The organism is Campylobacter concisus, from assembly GCF_902460845.1.
GTDB classification, from domain to species: Bacteria; Campylobacterota; Campylobacteria; order Campylobacterales; family Campylobacteraceae; genus Campylobacter_A; species Campylobacter_A concisus_X.
The window spans coordinates 36354-54122 of sequence record NZ_CABPVS010000002.1; the positions used below are offsets into that span (position 1 = coordinate 36354).

A 17769-nucleotide genomic window follows, 5' to 3' on the forward strand; every position below is an offset into this window, starting at 1 on the left:
ATGCAAACCATAAGCAGCTTAGATATTAAAATTTTTAAAGAATTTTGGTGGGCTGTTTTTTTATTCTCATATGAGATCGCAACTACGCAATTTGGCTTTTTGCCACCACTCATTGGTATTTTTTTTACTTATATGATTTTGGAGTATTCAAGAAAACAAAAGCAATACGACGAGTTTAAGCACAATTGGTACTTTGCGATAATTTTTATAATATTTGCTGAGCAAATTCATGGATTTCATCTTTTTTCAATGATTATTGCCTTTTTGCTTTTTTATAATTTTATTTTAGACTGGCTCTATACCACGATGAAGTGGCGAAATTGCCTACTTATCATCTTTGTAGCAGCTGGATATACTTTAACATTTCTTGTAAATAATCTATTTGCTTACGTTTTGAATGAGCAAAATTTAACATTTTCGTCTGAATATCTATTTTTTATAGCATTTGAAAGTATCCTTGCTATCGTTCTTTTTAGGGATAAAGTGCTATGAGGATGCGCATCGTCTTTAGTGTGATCGCTCTTTTTTGGATTATACTTTTGGGACGAATTTATCACCTAAGCATAAACTCAAATACCTACTACAACGAGATCGCAGAACAAAACGCGATAAAGACTATTTATATTCCGCCAGTTAGGGGTATCATCTTTGACGCACATGATAAGCCAATGGCTGTTAATCGTCTTGGTTTTTCGGTATCCATTAGACCTCATTTAAGTGCTAATAAAAAGGTAAAAATTTTAGATGATGAGCTAGCTTACATTGGCTCACTATTTAGTGATCTAAATGTCACAAAGCTTAAAAATGAATACATAAAAAATGACTCAGCTTATAACCAAGATTTTATAAATGTGGTCGAATTTATTGATTATGATAAATTTTTGCCATTTTTTGCATCACTTTCTTTGCGTGAAAATTTAGAGATAAGGCCCGCTTCAAAACGCCACTATCCGTATAACGATCTGGCTTCTCACATTATCGGCTACGTCGGTAGGGCAAATCAAAAAGATATGGACAATGATCCTTTGACAAAGCTTACAAACTACATTGGAAGAAGTGGCGTGGAGCGATTTTATAATCCGATCTTACAAGGAATTCAGGGATTTAAAAAGATAAAGGTAAATGCCTTAAATGAAGAGATAGAGCAGATAAGCTATCAAGCGCCACAAAGTCAAAACATCAAGCTTGCAGTCGATCTTGAGCTTCAGCAGTTTGTCGCTGATGTCTTTGGTAAGGATGCAGGAAGCGTCATAGTTATGAGTCTAAAAGACGGTGCTATCATAGCTGCTGGTAGCTTTCCAGAGTACGATCTAAACCCATTTGTGCTTGGAATTTCTCAGCCTGAATGGGAAGAGCTTGTAAAAAATGTCGATCATCCTTTTACAAATAAGCTAATAAACGGCCTTTATCCGCCAGGATCTGTCGTAAAAATGGGTATGGCACTTGCGTTTTTGGATAATGGCATGAGCAAATACGATAGCTTTTTTTGTAGTGGCTCGTATGAGCTTGGAGGGCGTAAATTCCGCTGCTGGAACTCTCACGGACATGGAAATGTTAATATGAATACGGCAATTAGAGAGAGCTGTGATGATTATTTTTATAAAGGTAGTCAAAAGATCGGCATAGACGCTATTGTTCCGATACTTGAGCGTATGGGATTTGGTAGAAAAACAGAGGTTGATTTGCCAAATGAGTTTGTGGGGACTTTGCCAAGTAGAGAGTGGAAGATGAGAAAGTATGGCAAAGCGTGGTTTCAAGGCGAGACCCTCATTACTTCTATCGGCCAGGGAAATTTCTTGGTCACGCCTATGCAAGTGGCAAAATATACAGCAGGCCTTGCAACTGGGCTAAATGTGACTCCACATTTTTTAAAGAGCATTGATGACAAGGATGTTGATTTTACGCCAACAGATGATGCTTTTACGCCGTTTGAAAAATCACAGTTACCAGCCATTAGGCATGCAATGTATGAAGTGGCAAATCACCCAAGAGGCACGGCAAATAGGCATTTTATTGGAAGCCTAGTTAAAGTTGCTGCAAAGACTGGTACTGCCCAGGTCGTTGGAATTTCTCAAACTGAAAAGAAACGTATGAAAGAAGAGGATATGGCGTATTTGCAAAGATCTCATGCGTGGATGACTACATATGCGCCTTATGAAGATCCGCAATATGTCATCACAATGGTTATCGAGCATGGTGGCCATGGTGGAAGTGCGGCTGGACCAAAAATCGCTCAAATTTATAATAAACTCGTTGAAATGGGATATATAAATTTAGAAAAAATCCAAAGTGATCAAAGTAAAAAACAAGACAATAAGAAAAAATAAAGATCACTAAAAAGCCGTGGTAGTGACCACTGACTTAGAAATTTTTACTGTACCCTTGACTAAATTTATCAACTACTTTTTAATCTTCTTTATTAAATTTTGGCAAGGTTGACTGAGAATTTATGTTTTTTGGTAGGTAACAAGAGCCTAAATGTTGATATATCTTTAAATTCGTTAAATGCTCTTGCTTAATAATTTACCACTTTTAGAGGCTCATAAGGAAAATTTTTGATTTTTATATGCGATTTTATCAGTGGCATTTGCCTTTTTAAAGCCATTTAGCCTTAGCCTGCAGCTATCGCAAAGTCCGCATGCCTCGTCATCACTCTCGTAGCAGCTCCAAGTAAGCTCTAGTGGCGAGCCAAGCTCAAGCGACTTTGCTACGATGTCAGCCTTACTTAAATTTACAAGTGGAGTAATTATCTCGCACGAAAAACTAGGCGATGTGCCTAAATTTATAGCCTCATTCATTCTTTTTATGAAGCTCTCTTTGCAGTCTGGGTATCCTGAGCTATCTTCTTCTACGACACCGATATAGATAGCTTCTGCTCCCTCTTTTTCAGCAAGTGCAGTAGCGACCGAGATAAACACGCCATTTCTAAAAGGTACATAGGTATTTGGCACGTCTTTTTCTACCCCATCTTTTCTTATTTTCATGCTGGTATCTGTTAACGAATTTCCGCCGATTTGTGCGATAAAGCTAACATCAAGGCTGAGCTTTTTAGTAACCTCTAGTTGCTCACATATCTCGTCAAACGCACGTTTTTCACGCTTCATCGTCCTTTGGCCATAGTCAAAATGAAGCGCTACGATATCATATCCAGCCTTCTTTGCCATTACAGCACAAAGCGTACTATCCATACCGCCGCTCATTATACAAACTGCTTTTTTCATATTTTGCCTTTTATTTTTGCTAGAATTATACAAAAAGTTACCAAGGAAAGAGCCTAAAATGATACTTTGCGAAGAGAGCTATCCAAAAATTTTAGATGAAATTTGTGAATATTTGACGTTAGGAGAAATCGAGCTAGTTTTTGTCGATAAAGAAGAGATGAGAGAACTAAATAAAACTGAGCGAGGCATTGATAAAACGACAGATGTTTTAAGCTTTCCACTTGAGCTTGTCATTCACGCCCCACTTGGCTCAATCGTTATAAACAAAGATATGGTAAAAGAGAAAGCCACTGAGCTAAATCATAGTGAAGAGGCCGAAACCGCACTACTTTTTACACATGGATTACTTCATATATTAGGATTTGATCATGAAAAAGATGATGGTGAAATGAGAGAAAAAGAGTGCGAAGTGATAAAAAAATTTGAGCTGCCTAAAAGTCTAATCGTAAGAAGTGAGGACGTTAGGCTAATCGATCTTATAAATAATAAAAACTTAAAAGAGTAGATTTTCTTCAGATGTTTTGTGAAGCTCTTCTAAAAGCTCCTCTTTTTGGCATAAAATCAATATATAGATAAAATTTTTAAGCTTTTTTATCTCGCTTAAATTTTTAAAGTAGATTGCGTTTTGTACTTTTAATAGCGAGCCTTCTGGCAAGCAAATTTTTATCTCATCAGGGCTAAATTTTTTATTTAAAAATATACTTTGGCTTATGAATAAATCTTCATCGCTTTCAGTAATTATGGCTCTAAAGCTATTTCCAAAACTAGTAGGAATAAAATTTTTATCTATAAAAATCGGGTCAAAATGCCCGTGAATCCTACCTTCGTAAGGCTTAAATGAAATTTTATTGCTATCAAGAAATTTTAAAAGCCCATAAAACATTCCAGCAAAAACTCGTGGTATGTTTAAGTTTTGATAGTATGTTTGCTTAAAGACTATGCTTGTAAAAAATATCGAGCTCGGATTTATCTCGTGCATAGTAGTATCTGTGTAAATGGTCTCAAAAAGAGGCGATATTCGCTGAAGTGTTCTTGTATCATCGCCGAAAAAGACATCAAAGACCTTTGCGTGAAAAATTTGATGAAAAAGCTCAGTGATATTTTTTGACATGACGTGTGCGTTAGAGCCAAGTTTTGATTTTTCTAAAAAATCATTTATAAAAGGATTTACGGCGCAAAATTTTAGATCTTTGTGAGTAGCCTCAAATCTCATGAGTTTTATCATGGCGGTTTGTAAGCTACTAACTTTTAAAAAAGCGATCTCTTTGTCTATAATTGGCACATTATCTTCGCTAATTATGGCGTATGCGCCTTGTTTAATCGCTGTTTCTATGTCGCTATCGTTTGCGTTTAAGCAAATATAGGCAAAGCCACGTCTTACATGCTTTAACTCGAAAACAAACTCGCTTACACTAGTTATCGTCGGTGCGTTTAGAGCCTCGGCATTTATTAGACGTGTTAAATTTTCTATTGTCATTTAGCCAACGATCGCACCGTTTTTAACTTTACCTTGCGTACCAAGAAGCGTTAGCGAGCCATCAGATGCGCTTAGGATCATGCCTTGTGAGACATATTTTTTCATCATCGTTCGCTCTTTTAAATTTGCTAAAACGCAAACTTGTTTGCCAATAAGCGAGCTAGGCTCGTAGTATTTTGCGATGCCAGATAAAATTTGACGCGGCTGCTCCTCGCCAAGATCTATCTTAAATTTAAGCAGTTTCTCACTACCCTCGACTCTCTCGCACTCGAGCACTTCACCTACTTTTATCACCACCTTTGCAAAGTCATCAATGCTAATGATTTCGTCCTCTTTTTTCTCCTCTTTTGGCTCAGCTTTCGCCTCAACCTTTGGCTCATTTGCCTCGCTCATTAGCTCTTTTTCTATCCTTGGAAATAGCGGCTCGGTAGCTTTTGCTACAAAATTTGAAATTTCATTTTTCAAAACAAGACTTTCATAAGATGCCGTATCTATGCTAAAGCCAAGCGTGTCAGCTATCTTAGTACAAGTTTTTGGCATAGCTGGGCTAAGCAGTATCGTCACTTTTGCAAGTAAATTTGCACAAAGTGCCACAAGTGCGTTTGCCTCGTCAATTTTGCCAGCTTTTACAAGTGACCATGGCTCATACTTCGCAACGGCTGCATTTGCAAGCGTTACGACCTTCCAAAGATCCTCTAAATAGCGGTTCGTCGCTAAATTTTCTAAATTTTTTATAGCCTCATCAAGGTAGCCCTTCGCCTCATCAAGCTCGGCTTTGTGAAATTTGAGTACATCTTTTGAGTTGATTTTATAGTCGCTATACTTTGCACTCATACCAACAATGCGGCTTAGCAGGTTGCCAAGTCCGTTGCCAAGTTCTGAGTTTATACGCTCGATCAAAGCCTTTTGGCTGTAGTCGCCATCTTGTCCAAACGGCACTTCTCTAAGCAAAAAGTATCTGAAATTTTCAAGTCCATAAGCGTTTGCAACCTCTCTTGGGTTTATAACATTACCCTTACTTTTGCTCATCTTTTCGCCATTTATGGTCCACCAGCCGTGCGCTGCTACGTGTTTTGGTAATGGCAAGCCAAGACTCATCAAAAATGCTGGCCAGTAAACTGCGTGAAAGCGTAAAATATCTTTGCCAACGATGTGAGTAGTGTATGGCCAAAGATCCATTCTAGCGTCATCTCTTGAATATCCTAGTGTTGTTAGGTAGTTTATAAGCGCGTCAAGCCAGACGTACATAACGTGCTTTTCATCGTTTGCGCTCTTTGGTAGCTTTATGCCCCAGTCAAAGCTCGTTCTAGTTACTGAAAGATCTTTTAGTCCACCTTTTACAAAGCTTACGACCTCGTTTTTCTTACCTTTTGGGATGACGCAAAGCTCGTCATTTTCGTACCATTTTAAAAGCGCGTCTTCATATTTTGAAAGCTTGAAAAAGTAGCTCTCTTCTTTGACTAAAGACGTCACGCGGCCACAGTCTGGACAGTGATTGTCTTCTAGTAGGTCTCTTTGGTTAAAAAAAGTTTCGCAGCTAACGCAGTAAAATCCCTCATATTCGCCTTTGTAAATGTCGCCATTTGCTTGCATCTTTTCAAAGACATTTTGCACGGTTTGTTTGTGCTCTTCGTCGGTTGTTCTTATGAAATGATCGTAGCTTATCTCAAATTCGTCCCAAAGTGATCTAAATTTCGCACTGATCTCGTCAGCATACTCTTTTGGAGTCTTGCCTCTAGCACGAGCTGCTTGCTCGATCTTTTGTCCGTGCTCGTCTGTACCTGTCATAAAGTATGTTTCTTTACCTTGCAAGCGGTTAAATCTAGCAAGTGTATCAGCGATGATAGTCGTGTAGGCATGGCCAATGTGTGGCACGTCGTTTACATAGTATATTGGGGTCGTTATATAAGCTTTTTCTTTCATATTTTTCCTTTAATTTTAAAAATCAAATCCACCATCACTGCCAGTATTGCCCTTTGACATTGAGTTATAGCAGCTATTTACGTATTCTTTTCTTGTCTCGCAGTCAAAAAATATTTCGCAGTTAAAGCAGCTTTTTTGCCTTTTTTGTTCTTGGCATTCTTGCAATATCTTTGCCTTTTGCTTCAAGGCTAGTTCAAATGCGTCTAATTGCTCGTTTTCTTGCATTATTTTTTCTCGTAAAATTTATGCAAAAGAGAAATTTCATCACGTGAGCCAAAAAAGCATGGCGTTGTTTGGTGAATTTTTTCTATTTTTATATCAAAAAGCGTTTGGTTTTTGCCGTTTGAGGTTGCGCCCTTTGCGTTTTCATATATGAAAGCAAATGGCAACACTTCAAAGACTACTCTTAGTTTGCCGTTTAGATGATCGCTCGTTGCTGGGTAGCTAAAAAGACCGCCGCCTTTTAGTAAAATTTGGTGCAGGTCGCTCACCATAGCACCTGAGTATCTTAGCCTGTAGCCCTCGTTAAATAGCTCATTTATGAAATTTCTATGCGTTTGGCTCCAGCCTTTTTGTGTCGCTCCTGTAGCATTTAACTTGCCTTTTTCTTTTAGCTCAAGCTCTTTTACAAATTTAAACTCGCCTTCTTTGCCAAGTCTATAAAATTTAGGCAAGGCGCCCTTTTTCTCAGCGATTACGAGCTCAAGTCTTGGACCATAGATGCTGTAAGCTGCAGCTATTAAATTTTCTGGTTTTACCTCGTCTTCGTAGATGCCAAAGATCGAGCCAACTGCGAAATTTACATCAACTAGGCTTGAGCCATCAAGTGGATCATAGGCGATTATAAAATTTGCGCTTTTATTGATCTCAAGCGCCTCTTCTTTTTCTTCGCTAATTAGTGCTTTTACGCAGGCAAGCTCCTTAAATTTAGCCGTGATGATCTCGTCGCTTTTGACATCAAGCTTTAGCTGTGTGTCGCCAGTCGCGTTTTCGTGAGTTGTGTAGCCAAGATCGGCGTATTTTATCACTTCGCTTATCTCTTTTGCGATCTCTTTTATGGTGTTAAAAATTTGATTTAATTCTTGCATTATACAGCCTTTGCATTTTTGATTATCCACGCACAAATGGCGTCTATATCGTCTAAATTTATATTTTTTATCTCATAAGGAATTTGTTTTTTATATGTTGCGATCGCGTCTGAAAAGCTAAGATATTTTTCATCTATTTCATCTTTAAAAACACTTAATCTTGGTAGTGGAAGCGTCTTTAACCCCTCGACTAATAGCATATCAAACTCGCCGAGCATTTTAATGACATCGTTAATTTCTTGTGGTTTTTGTGAAAAATAAGTTGTTCTAGTCGGACTCATCACCACCACATCTGCCCCAGTTTGAGAAAATTTAAAGCTATCCTTGCCTTCAACGTCAAATTTGGCCTTGTCGCCCGGGTCGTGTTTTACTATCGCGACTTTCAAACCATCATTTATAAATTTTTTTGCTACCTTTAAAATAAGAGTCGTTTTTCCGCTATTTGAAGGGCCAGAAAAAGCAATAGCAAGTCTTTTCATAAGAACCTTTTTTTTAAAACTTCTCGCGATTATAACTTATGTTGGCTTTAAAATTTATGAGTGAAATTTAAAAATTAAAATGCTAAAATGGCAGAAATTTTAGAAATTTAAGAGTTTTTATGAGCAAATTTATATCGTTTTTTGTATTTATTTTGATGATATTTGGCTGTGCTGGTGAAAAAGTAATTGTACATGAGCCGTTAAAAAATGAGCTTTTGGCCTACACAAGCAAGAGCGAGATCATTGACGGCACTGATAGAACGCTAATTGTAGCAACCTATCTAAATCCTATTTATAACTCAAATTTAGATGCAAGCAAAGAGCACTTTTTGGTGGCCATAAATCCAAAAGAGCACGCTAGTGAGCTAAATAATATCAAGGTAAATAACGACTCAAACGCCACAAATGCAAGACTGCTTGATGAAAACAACGAGATGCTTAAATTTGCTGGATTTTCTATGCCTTGGGCGGTCTATTACGAAGTGACCGCACCAAGTAAGCAAAGCGATGATCTAGCGCTTAGTTTCGAAATTTATCAGTCAAAGCAGGTTTTGTTAAATTTTCGAAAAGTTGCGAAATCTTTATATTGGAACCAGTAAGCGCCATATAGATCACGTAGTTGGCAAGCACCTTTTTGCCGTAGTTTCTAGTTTCTCCGACTGGGACAAGCTCGATCGACAAAAATGGCTCAAATTTTCCCTCTTTAAACATATCATCTCTTGTGATAAGCTTTTTGGTAAAGCCAATACCGCCGTTGTACGCGTATGCGATAAAGAGCGGATGATAGAGAAATTTATCAAGATAGTTTAGGTGATGGTTTGCAAATTTAAATGCAATATCTGTTTTAAAAAGATCATCCTGGTCAAAATTTGGGATTTTTAACTCTTTTTTACCGATCGCATTTGCGAGAAATGGCATAAACTGCATCATGCCAAGGGCGTATGAAGTAGAAACTACGCTTGGGATAAAGAGACTCTCTTGTCTAGCTAGGGCGTAGATCATCGATTTTCTCTCGTTGCTGATGCCCTCAAGCTCAGGAGAACTTGGCATCAAGAAGTATTGTTTCTCCCAGCCATGCGCCTTTTGCATAAAGTAGGCATAAGCACCGATACTTTCGTTTGTATAAAATTTCTTCGCAAATTCGCTTGCTTGCGTGGCATTCATATCCTTTGCAAGGGCTACAGTTTTGTTCCATAAAAACGGATCGCTTACGTCAAAATTTTCGATATTTTGCTTACTAGGCCTTGGTACGATGACCTCGAGTGGTTCGCCACCGATCAAATCTCTTGCGTAAAGCGAGTAGATATTTGCATCCTTGCTGGCACTTAGCTCTTTTAAAAAGCTTTCGTTTTTACTTATCTGGTACTGCCAAAAGGTCGCATTATCCCTTTGCCAAGCTCTTTCAAATGTGCTCTTGGCTCTTGCAAAAAGACTAAAAGCGATATCGTCTTGTCCTAGTAAAATGGCATTTAATCCAAGCGTAAAAGCATCATTTTTCTCAGTGATGGCTGGATCGATGCTTAGTAAATTTCTCCTAAAGCCTTCATATTTTTTATTAAAAACAATATCGTTTAATAAATTTGTGAAGCCCTTTTGCGAGTAGAGCTTGGTCATGAAATTTGCATCAAAGCTTTCGCTAAAAAGTGTACTTTTATTTTGCGGGCTAGAGGCGTTAAACAGCTCTAAAAAACTCTTTGTATCGTTTAGTTTTACAAATGCTTGAGCCGGATTTGCCTCATTTAGTGCGAGCAAAATTTTTGATTTTTCTGGATTTGTCTTTGCAAGATTGGTCGCTAAAATTTCACGAGTGTTATTATCAAGTTTTAAGCTAAACGCAATAGATGTTAGCAAATTTTGGCAGGTTAGATTTGCCTGGGTGATATTTTTTGCATTTACACCAGGGCATTTGCTAGGAGCCGCTTTTGGAGGTAAAATTTTATCGATTGATTTTTGAACAAGACCCGCTTTTCTAAACACATCACGCGAAAGCTCTGCGATCTGCTCTTTTGTGTAACTACCCTCGTTAATAAGACGGTTGATGTAGTAGTCTTTTGCTAGGCTTTTTGGCTCGTTTTTTAGCTCTTCGTAGGTATAAATTTTAGCCAAAAGAGCAACACAGACAAGGGAGAGAATACTAAAGTGACGCAGCAAAACCAAACAAAAGCCTTATTAAAAATTGATCTAAAAATTGAAGTGCTAAAAGTACGATAAGCGGAGTAAAGTCAATACCACTAAAATTTGTTTTTATATAGCGTCTAATAAAGCAATAAACCGGCTCAGTTAGCCTATAAAGCAGCTGCACGACCGGTGAGCTAGGATCAGGTCTGACCCAGCTAATCAGAGCTGCTGCGATGATGATCCAAGTATAGACCGTGATAATAAGGTGCAAAATGTTTGCAATCGCTGAAAATAGGGTGGAAAGTATCATTTTTGCTCCTAGATTAAAATTTTAGCCAGATCATCTTTGATAAGAGGATAGAGCTCACTAAGCTCAGGACCGTGAAGGTCGTTCGTAAGAAGCGCACGTAGCGGCATGAAAAAGTTTTTACCTTTTAAATTTGTAGCGCTCATAAGCTCTTTTTTAAACTCATCAAATGTTTTGCAAGCTTTTAAATTACGAGCTGCTTTTTTGATGATATCAAATTCGTTTTTGTACTCATCTGGAGCTATCTTTGGCGAATATATAGCCTCAACTTTTGCCTTTATCTCAGGCACTAGTGAGCTTTCTTGAGTGTAAAATTTAACTAACTCAGCCAAATTTTCATCTACACCAAAAATTTCTTTTATACGCTCTTTTGAGGCAAGCTTGATGTGTTCTCTATTTATCTGCTCAAGTTTTTTAATGTCAAATCTAGCAGGTGAACGTGAAATTTTGGTTATATCAAACCATTTCACCGCCTCTTCGATGGTAAAAATTTCAGTCGGAGTTTTGTTACCAAGAAGTATCAAATAGTTTGCGATCGCCTCAGGTAAAAATCCCTGCTCAAAGAGCCATTTTACACTTGATTCGTTCTCGCGCTTGCTCATTTTTTTACCTTCAATATTTAAAAGTATAGGCAAATGCGCGTAATTCATCTTGCCGGTGTAGCCAAGACCCTCGCGTATGAGGTCTTGCTTTGGTGTATTGCTCACGTGATCCTCGCCACGTATGACAAAGGTCACGCCCTCAAGCATATCATCGACTGCGCAGGCGAAGTTATAAGTTGGTGTTTTGTCTGCTCTCATGATGACAAAGCTATCAACAGCGTCTGGCTCGAAGCTTAGCTCGCCTTTGATCGCATCTGTAAAGCTCATAGTGCGTGTTGGCTTTTTCATGCGGATGACAAATGGCTTCTCGCAGTTTAAAACTTCAGCATCGCTTAGTCTCTCGCAGGTACCGTCATATCTATATGCCACGCCTTGTTCTTTTGCTTTTTGTTTTTTTGCCTCAAGCTCTTCTTCGGTGCAAAAACAAGCAAAGGCCTTTTTATCGATAAGAAGCTTTGAAGCTAACTGCCTGTGGAATTTTAAATTTTCACTTTGGATGTAAATTTGCTCTGGTTTTATGCCAAATTTGCTTAAAATTTCTAAGATATCTTTCTCTTTTCCCTCTATATTTCGCTCTTTGTCGGTATCTTCTATACGTAAAATAAAGCCACTTTTATCTTGTAAAGAACAAATATAATTAAAAATAGCGGCACGTAAATTTCCTATGTGCATATCTCCTGTTGGAGAGGGTGCAAAACGATACATAAGCTCATTCCTTACGTTAAATTTTGAATTTGGATTATAACACCAGCTTGATAAATTTAAAGTTATGTAATTTGATTTTTTTAGCCGAAGCAAAGCATTTCTTGAATAAAATCCGAACAAAAATTTAACATTTTTAGGAGAAACAATGAGTTTTATAAGCGAATTTAAAGAATTTGCGATGCGCGGAAATGTCATAGATATGGCAGTTGGTGTTGTTATAGGTGGTGCGTTTGGAAAGATCGTTTCATCACTAGTTGGTGATGTTATCATGCCTGTTGTTGGCGTTTTAACTGGCGGTGTAAATTTTACTGATCTTAAGCTTACGCTAAAAGAAGCGGTAGATGGCGTACCTGCTGTTACGATAAACTATGGCTCATTTATACAAACAATGGTTGATTTTTTAATAATCGCATTTTGTATTTTCTGCGTTATCAAGGCTCTAAATACACTTAAAAATAAATTACCAAAAGAGGAGCCAGCTCCAGTAGAGCCTGAAACTCCAGCCGACATTGCACTTCTAACTGAGATTAGAGATCTACTTAAAAAATAATTTCATACAATTCGAAGGGAGAATTCCCTTTGAAAATCTATTAAAATTTATCTTATTTTTATATGCTAAAATGTTTTTTATTTTAAAAAGGCGAGTAAAAATATGATAGAAAAAATCCCGTTTTTTCAAGGCTTAAACGAAGAAGATTTAGCCAAGCTTGAAGCCATAAGTGTTGTAAAAAAGTATAAAAAGGGTGAATTTTTATTTATAGAAGGTGAGGAGCCAAAATGGTTAATATTTTTAATAAGTGGCTCTGTTAAGCTTTATAAAACCACGGCAAACGGAAAAGAAATTTTTATTCATCAGTTAGCACCTATGAATTTTGTAGCTGAAGTCGTAAATTTTGAAAATATTGTCTACCCAGCTAGTGCCATTTTTACCATATCTGGCGAGGTGTTAAAGATAAATTATGAAAAATTCGCGGCTGAATTTTTAATAAAACCAGAAATTTGTATGAAATTTTTAAAATCAATGTCCGAAAAGATAAGAATCACAACAAATCTACTTCATCAAGAGTTAATTTTAAGCTCAGAAGAAAAAGTTGCTAAGTTTATTTTAGATCATGAAGATTTATTTAACGAGCTAAAACACACAAAAATTTCATCAATACTTAATATGACTCCAGAAACTTTTTCGAGAATTTTAAATAAATTTAAAACAAATGGTTTAGTTAAACTTGATGAAAAGAACCAAATTTTGGAAAAAGATGTGGGTGGACTGCAAGAAATTTATTCTTATTGAAAGTTAATATCAAATAAATATTTTTATTTACTTAAAGAAAAAATTTATATTTTTTTAGATAACATTCACTTAAAATTTTCGTAAAAATTTACGATATATTGATAAATTCAGGAGGAGATTTTGGCTGAAGTTAAGAAGAAATTTTTTGTTTGGTCATCTGTTATTATCGGCATTGTGATCGGACTTATTGCGTCTATGGGTATTGCTGATGCACTTCATGCAACTGGTAGCGGCTACATCTGTACCATTTGCCACACTATGGATCCTATGAATGCTGCATATCATGAAGATGTACACGGCGGCAATAACAAGCTTGGCATAAAAGCTGAATGTTCAGCCTGTCACCTAAATCATACAAGTGCCTATACCTATGTACTTACAAAACTTAAAGTATCGATAAATGATGGTTATAAGACATTTTTTACAGATACGGACAAGATCGACTGGCGTAAAAAACGCGAGCATGCATCTCACTTTGTCTATGATAGTGGATGTTTGACTTGCCACTCAAATTTAAAAAATGTTATTCAAGCTGGTAAATCATTCTTACCACATAGAGATTATTTCGTTCTTGGAAATCCTAATAAAAAATCATGTGTTGATTGTCATAATCACGTAGGCCACAAAAATTTAGGACTTCATATAGATAAATTTGAAGCAATAAAAAAACAAGAGAACAATAAAACCAAATAAGGAGGAAAGATGTTTAAAAAGTCGCTAATGTTATTAGCCTGTCTAATGTCTTTTGGCGTTGCCGCAAACATGGATGCAAATAAATCTGACGCTTTAAACCTTAATGTTGTAAAAAATATTAAAGTTGCTCACAAAATGTCAGACTTATCAAAAAGCTGTGTTGAGTGCCACGCTGAAAAGACACCTGGCATAGTTGCCGATTGGAAAAATAGTCGCCACGCTCACGTTGGCGTAAGTTGTATGGATTGCCACTCTGTAAATGCAGATAATCCTATGGCTTCAGTTAAGGTGCATCCAAAAGATTCTAACAACCACGTATCAATGCTAGTTAGCCCAAAAACTTGTGCTAAGTGCCACGAGAATGAGGTTGAAGAATTTGTTAAGAGTGGTCACGCAAGAGGTGCTATGCAAATGTATGCTAACCCTGCGATGGTAAAACTAATGTATCACTATGAAGGTATGGATCATCCAGAATACAAAATGGCTCCAGACGCTACTGGTTGTACACAGTGCCACGGAACCGTCATCAAACTAGACGCTGATCACAAACCTACAAAAGAGACTTGGCCAAACTACGGTATAGGTAATGTTTATCCTGATGGTGGCGTAGGCGGATGTAAATCATGCCACAGCGCACACACATTTAGCATAGCTGAAGCTAGAAAACCAGCTGCTTGTGCATCTTGCCACCTTGGACCTGATCACCCAGATATTGAGATCTTTAACAACTCAATGCACGGACATATCTATAATAGCGAAGCTCACAAATGGAATTTTGATGCTGCTCCTGATACATGGGATGTACCAGACTTTAGAGCTCCAACTTGTGCAGCTTGCCACATGAGTGGTGTTGGTGAAACAACAACAACTCACAATGTTTCAAGAAGACTAAAATGGAACCTATGGGGCGTCAGCAGTAAGCTAAGAACAGCTGGTGATGAACAAGCTGCTGTTGTTTACGAAAAAACTGGCAAACTAACCATAGGAACGCCACTTGCAGGTCATCCAAATGGACCAGAAGCAGCAAGAGCTGAGATGAAGCTAGTTTGTAAAGCTTGCCATACATCAACTCATACAGATAACTTCTTCATTATGGGTGATAAGCAAGTAGAGCTTTATAACGTTTACAATGCTGAAGCAACTAAGATGCTTGAAGAGTTGAAAGCTAAAAACTTACTACTCGCAGACGCTTGGGAAGATGAATTCCAAGATGTTTACTATCATATGTGGCACCACGAAGGTCGCCGTATGAGACAAGGTGCTCTAATGGGTGGTCCTGACTATTCACACTGGCATGGAGTATTTGAAGTTAAAAATGATATTAGAAAACTTCGTGAGATACACAAACAAAGAATGGAAACTGGTAAAGTTAAATAATTCTTTATAAGGTGGGTTTTCTCCCACCTTACTTTCTTAAATAACTATTAGATTTACTCAACTTAAATCATTTTTTATACGTTCAAAACTATACAATTTTTAAGACTAATAACATTAAAAGTAAGATATTAATTTTTATAGTACAAATTTAAAAATATAAAATATAATTTTTTATTTTTACAAGGAGAATTTTTGGGACTTTTGAGAATTATTATTGGAGCATTTATATTTAGTTTTCTTATAAATTTTTATTCATATAACCGTTTCATAAAAAAGGTTTCATTTTTTATACCACATCTTGCAAAAATCAGGATACTTTTATATGTTATTTGTATTCTTGAGTTTATATTTGTTCTTCAGATCAGGTTTTCATTCTTAAGCATTGAGCTTTATTTGATCGCTGGTACGCTCATAGGATTTTCACTATTTTTGTTTGCTGTTAGTCTATTTTACGATATTTTACGTAGTATTTTTTCTAAGAGTAATTTTAGTCCAACAAGACGAAAATTTATAAAATTTTGTTTTGATATTACATTTGTTATTTTTGTAATTGCTTGTTTTTTAAAAGGTATTTTCAATGCTTTAACACCACCAAAGATCAGACAAGTAGATATAAAAATAAAAAATTTACAAAGCACCCTAAAAATAGCCATGATAACAGACGTGCATATAGGAGAATTTCTGCAGAAAGATTTTATGAAAAAACTCGTCAATGACATAAATTTGGTAAATCCTGACATCGTAGTGATAGTGGGCGACTTAGTTGATGTAAATGCTGCTTTTATAGGAGATTTTTTGGAACCATTAAAAAGCCTTAAAAGCACTTATGGGACTTTTTATGTCCCTGGCAATCATGAGTATTATCACGGGATAGATGGTATTTTGGAAAAGATCAGTTCTCTTGGCATAGAAATTTTAGGTAATAAAAACAAAAAAATTGCGAGTATAAATCTAGCTGGCATTTACGATTTGGCTGGCATTAGGTTTAAACATTTGGAGCCAAATTTAGATGAAGCATTGACAGGACGTGATCCATCGCTACCTACTATCTTGCTCTCTCATCAGCCAAAATTTATAAAATCAATGCAGCAAGACGTTGATCTAGTGCTTTGCGGTCATACGCACGCTGGTCAAATTTTTCCTTTTGGTCTTTTGGTTTTACTTGATCAGGGATTTTTACATGGCCTTTATAAGATTAATGATAAAATGCAAGCTTATGTTAGCAGTGGTGCTGGATTTTGGGGGCCTCCTGTTAGAATTTTTGCTCCAAGTGAGATTGCAATATTAAATTTAAGTAAGGAATAAAATGAGTAAAGACAATCTGTTTTCTCAAATTTTTGGAAAGGTTGCAAAGATTAACTTTTTCAAACCACTTCAAGAAGCCATAAATTCTTTTTACATAAAGCTGTTTAAGATAGATATGAGCGAGTTTAAGCCAGCAAATGAATATAAAAATTTAAATGAGCTTTTTACTAGAAGGCTCATAAAACCAAGAGATTTTGATGCAGCAGATGAGATGTTTATAAGCCCAGTTGATGGTACTTGTCTTAGTTTTGGTAGCACAAAGGAACTAAAGGCCTTTAGCATAAAAGGCATGGAGTATAGTGTAAGCGAACTATTGGGGCAGAGTGAGCTTGAGGGCGAATATGACTTTGCAAATATCTATCTTAGCCCAAAAGATTATCATCATTATCATGCGCCTTGCGATATTGCCATTAAAAAAGCCATATACATTCCGGGTAAGCTTTACAGCGTGGCTACAAAATGGCTTGCAAAAGTAGACAGCCTTTATACAAAGAATGAACGCGTAGCGCTATCTTGTGAGATAAAAAATGGTAAGAAACTTTGGCTTGTTTTTGTAGGTGCGTTAAATGTCGGAAAGATGAAATTTTGTTTTGATGAGCGTATACAGACAAATGCGATGGCAAATTTTACACAAATTTACGAGTATGAAAATTTACATATCAAAAAGGGCGAGCGCCTTGGGAATTTTGAGCTTGGCTCAACTATCGTGATACTTAGCGAAAAAGATGCAATTGAATACAATCTCTTTGAAAATAAAGAGCTTAAATTTGCCGAGACCATTGGAATAATAAAATAAATACGCTAGGTATATAAGTAAAATTTTTATACCCTACTTGGCCGGTGTCTTATTTGCTTAGACTTTGGTTGTAAGTTTTATACAGTCTTTAAAAATTATTATAGATTTAAAAGTTTGTAAAAGATGATGAATACATTATTTTATCTATCGAAATTTCTCTCGACTTAGTACTTTGTCCTAAGATTTAATTGGCTTACCCATAAAATCCATATTGATATCACAGAGCTGATAGCATTTACACCATTACTTGTATAGAGAAGCTTGTGTATCAATAAAGATTATTAATAAGATATAAGATAACTTAGTATATTTTTCAAAAGAATTTTTATCAACTATAATAAGGAAGTTTTAATTTACCTTATGCAGCCAAGGATTAAATATTTTTTA

At 36.5% G+C, this 17769-nt stretch carries 19 protein-coding genes; 10 read left to right on the forward strand and 9 right to left on the reverse strand.

Annotated features, from left to right (window positions below; genetic code table 11):
• Both F3H00_RS01795 and mrdA read left to right on the forward strand, forming a co-directional pair.
• Positions 1-492 (forward strand): hypothetical protein, encoded by a 492-nt coding sequence (locus F3H00_RS01795; RefSeq protein WP_148798185.1) that lies wholly within the window; start codon positions 1-3, stop codon positions 490-492.
• Positions 489-2327 carry a penicillin-binding protein 2 gene (mrdA, locus tag F3H00_RS01800; protein WP_148798187.1) on the forward strand — a complete coding sequence of 613 codons (1839 nt, stop codon included), beginning with the start codon at positions 489-491 and terminating at the stop codon, positions 2325-2327. The genes F3H00_RS01795 and mrdA overlap by 4 nt, the downstream gene beginning before the upstream one ends.
• Positions 2328-2540: 213 nt before the next feature.
• Here the strand turns inward: mrdA and queC are convergent, their stop codons facing one another.
• Entirely contained in the window at positions 2541-3221 is a 681-nt protein-coding gene (gene queC, locus F3H00_RS01805; protein ID WP_148798190.1) for a 7-cyano-7-deazaguanine synthase QueC, read from the reverse strand.
• 58 nt (positions 3222-3279) lie between these two features.
• Here queC and ybeY point away from each other — a divergent pair, with 58 nt between their 5' ends.
• Positions 3280-3726 carry an rRNA maturation RNase YbeY gene (gene ybeY, locus F3H00_RS01810; RefSeq protein WP_072594784.1) on the forward strand — a complete coding sequence of 149 codons (447 nt, stop codon included), beginning with the start codon at positions 3280-3282 and terminating at the stop codon, positions 3724-3726.
• On the opposite strand, the gene F3H00_RS01815 is transcribed toward ybeY, so the two are convergent.
• Genes F3H00_RS01815 through mobB form a run of 5 tightly spaced genes read right to left on the reverse strand, consistent with a single transcriptional unit; the run spans position 3715 to position 8188 of the window.
• Positions 3715-4698: a ferrochelatase gene (locus F3H00_RS01815; RefSeq protein WP_087578526.1), complete on the reverse strand. Its 984-nt coding sequence runs from the start codon at positions 4696-4698 to the stop codon at positions 3715-3717. The two genes, ybeY and F3H00_RS01815, sit on opposite strands and share 12 nt — an antisense overlap.
• Positions 4699-6621: a methionine--tRNA ligase gene (metG, locus tag F3H00_RS01820; protein ID WP_087578527.1), complete on the reverse strand. Its 1923-nt coding sequence runs from the start codon at positions 6619-6621 to the stop codon at positions 4699-4701.
• Between the two features lie 15 nt (positions 6622-6636).
• Positions 6637-6846, reverse strand: coding sequence for a hypothetical protein (locus F3H00_RS01825; RefSeq protein WP_148798192.1), 210 nt, complete (start codon positions 6844-6846; stop codon positions 6637-6639).
• Complete coding sequence (locus F3H00_RS01830; protein WP_262367327.1) at positions 6846-7709, reverse strand: class 1 fructose-bisphosphatase; 864 nt, start codon at positions 7707-7709, stop codon at positions 6846-6848. The genes F3H00_RS01825 and F3H00_RS01830 overlap by 1 nt, the downstream gene beginning before the upstream one ends.
• Complete coding sequence (gene mobB, locus F3H00_RS01835) at positions 7709-8188, reverse strand: molybdopterin-guanine dinucleotide biosynthesis protein B (protein WP_148798197.1); 480 nt, start codon at positions 8186-8188, stop codon at positions 7709-7711. The genes F3H00_RS01830 and mobB overlap by 1 nt, the downstream gene beginning before the upstream one ends.
• Before the next feature lie 119 nt (positions 8189-8307).
• Here mobB and F3H00_RS01840 point away from each other — a divergent pair, with 119 nt between their 5' ends.
• Entirely contained in the window at positions 8308-8787 is a 480-nt protein-coding gene (locus tag F3H00_RS01840; protein WP_103644634.1) for a hypothetical protein, read from the forward strand.
• On the opposite strand, the gene F3H00_RS01845 is transcribed toward F3H00_RS01840, so the two are convergent.
• From F3H00_RS01845 to gltX, 3 genes are read right to left on the reverse strand one after another with little or no spacing between them, the layout of a single operon-like run.
• Positions 8708-10345, reverse strand: coding sequence for a lytic transglycosylase domain-containing protein (locus tag F3H00_RS01845; RefSeq protein ID WP_148798199.1), 1638 nt, complete (start codon positions 10343-10345; stop codon positions 8708-8710). The genes F3H00_RS01840 and F3H00_RS01845 overlap by 80 nt on opposite strands.
• Entirely contained in the window at positions 10323-10616 is a 294-nt protein-coding gene (locus F3H00_RS01850) for a YggT family protein (protein ID WP_107698071.1), read from the reverse strand. Before F3H00_RS01850 ends, F3H00_RS01845 begins: the two co-directional genes overlap by 23 nt.
• 8 nt (positions 10617-10624) lie before the next feature.
• Complete coding sequence (gene gltX / locus F3H00_RS01855) at positions 10625-11920, reverse strand: glutamate--tRNA ligase (RefSeq protein ID WP_107698070.1); 1296 nt, start codon at positions 11918-11920, stop codon at positions 10625-10627.
• Positions 11921-12065: 145 nt separating this feature from the next.
• Between gltX and mscL the strand changes: the two genes are divergently transcribed.
• The 6 genes from mscL (at position 12066) to F3H00_RS01885 (ending at position 17382) form a co-directional block, all read left to right on the forward strand.
• Positions 12066-12470, forward strand: coding sequence for a large-conductance mechanosensitive channel protein MscL (gene mscL / locus F3H00_RS01860; protein ID WP_103583782.1), 405 nt, complete (start codon positions 12066-12068; stop codon positions 12468-12470).
• Positions 12471-12572: 102 nt separating this feature from the next.
• Positions 12573-13211: a Crp/Fnr family transcriptional regulator gene (locus F3H00_RS01865; protein WP_087585620.1), complete on the forward strand. Its 639-nt coding sequence runs from the start codon at positions 12573-12575 to the stop codon at positions 13209-13211.
• A 120-nt stretch (positions 13212-13331) separates the two neighbouring features.
• Positions 13332-13904, forward strand: coding sequence for a cytochrome c3 family protein (locus F3H00_RS01870; RefSeq protein ID WP_054196326.1), 573 nt, complete (start codon positions 13332-13334; stop codon positions 13902-13904).
• 9 nt (positions 13905-13913) lie between these two features.
• On the forward strand, positions 13914-15281 hold the full coding sequence (locus F3H00_RS01875) for a multiheme c-type cytochrome (RefSeq protein ID WP_149703670.1): 1368 nt from the start codon (positions 13914-13916) through the stop codon (positions 15279-15281).
• Positions 15282-15473: 192 nt separating this feature from the next.
• Entirely contained in the window at positions 15474-16586 is a 1113-nt protein-coding gene (locus F3H00_RS01880; protein WP_149703671.1) for a metallophosphoesterase, read from the forward strand.
• Position 16587: 1 nt separating this feature from the next.
• Complete coding sequence (locus tag F3H00_RS01885) at positions 16588-17382, forward strand: phosphatidylserine decarboxylase (protein ID WP_149703672.1); 795 nt, start codon at positions 16588-16590, stop codon at positions 17380-17382.
• Positions 17383-17769: the final 387 nt, after the last annotated feature.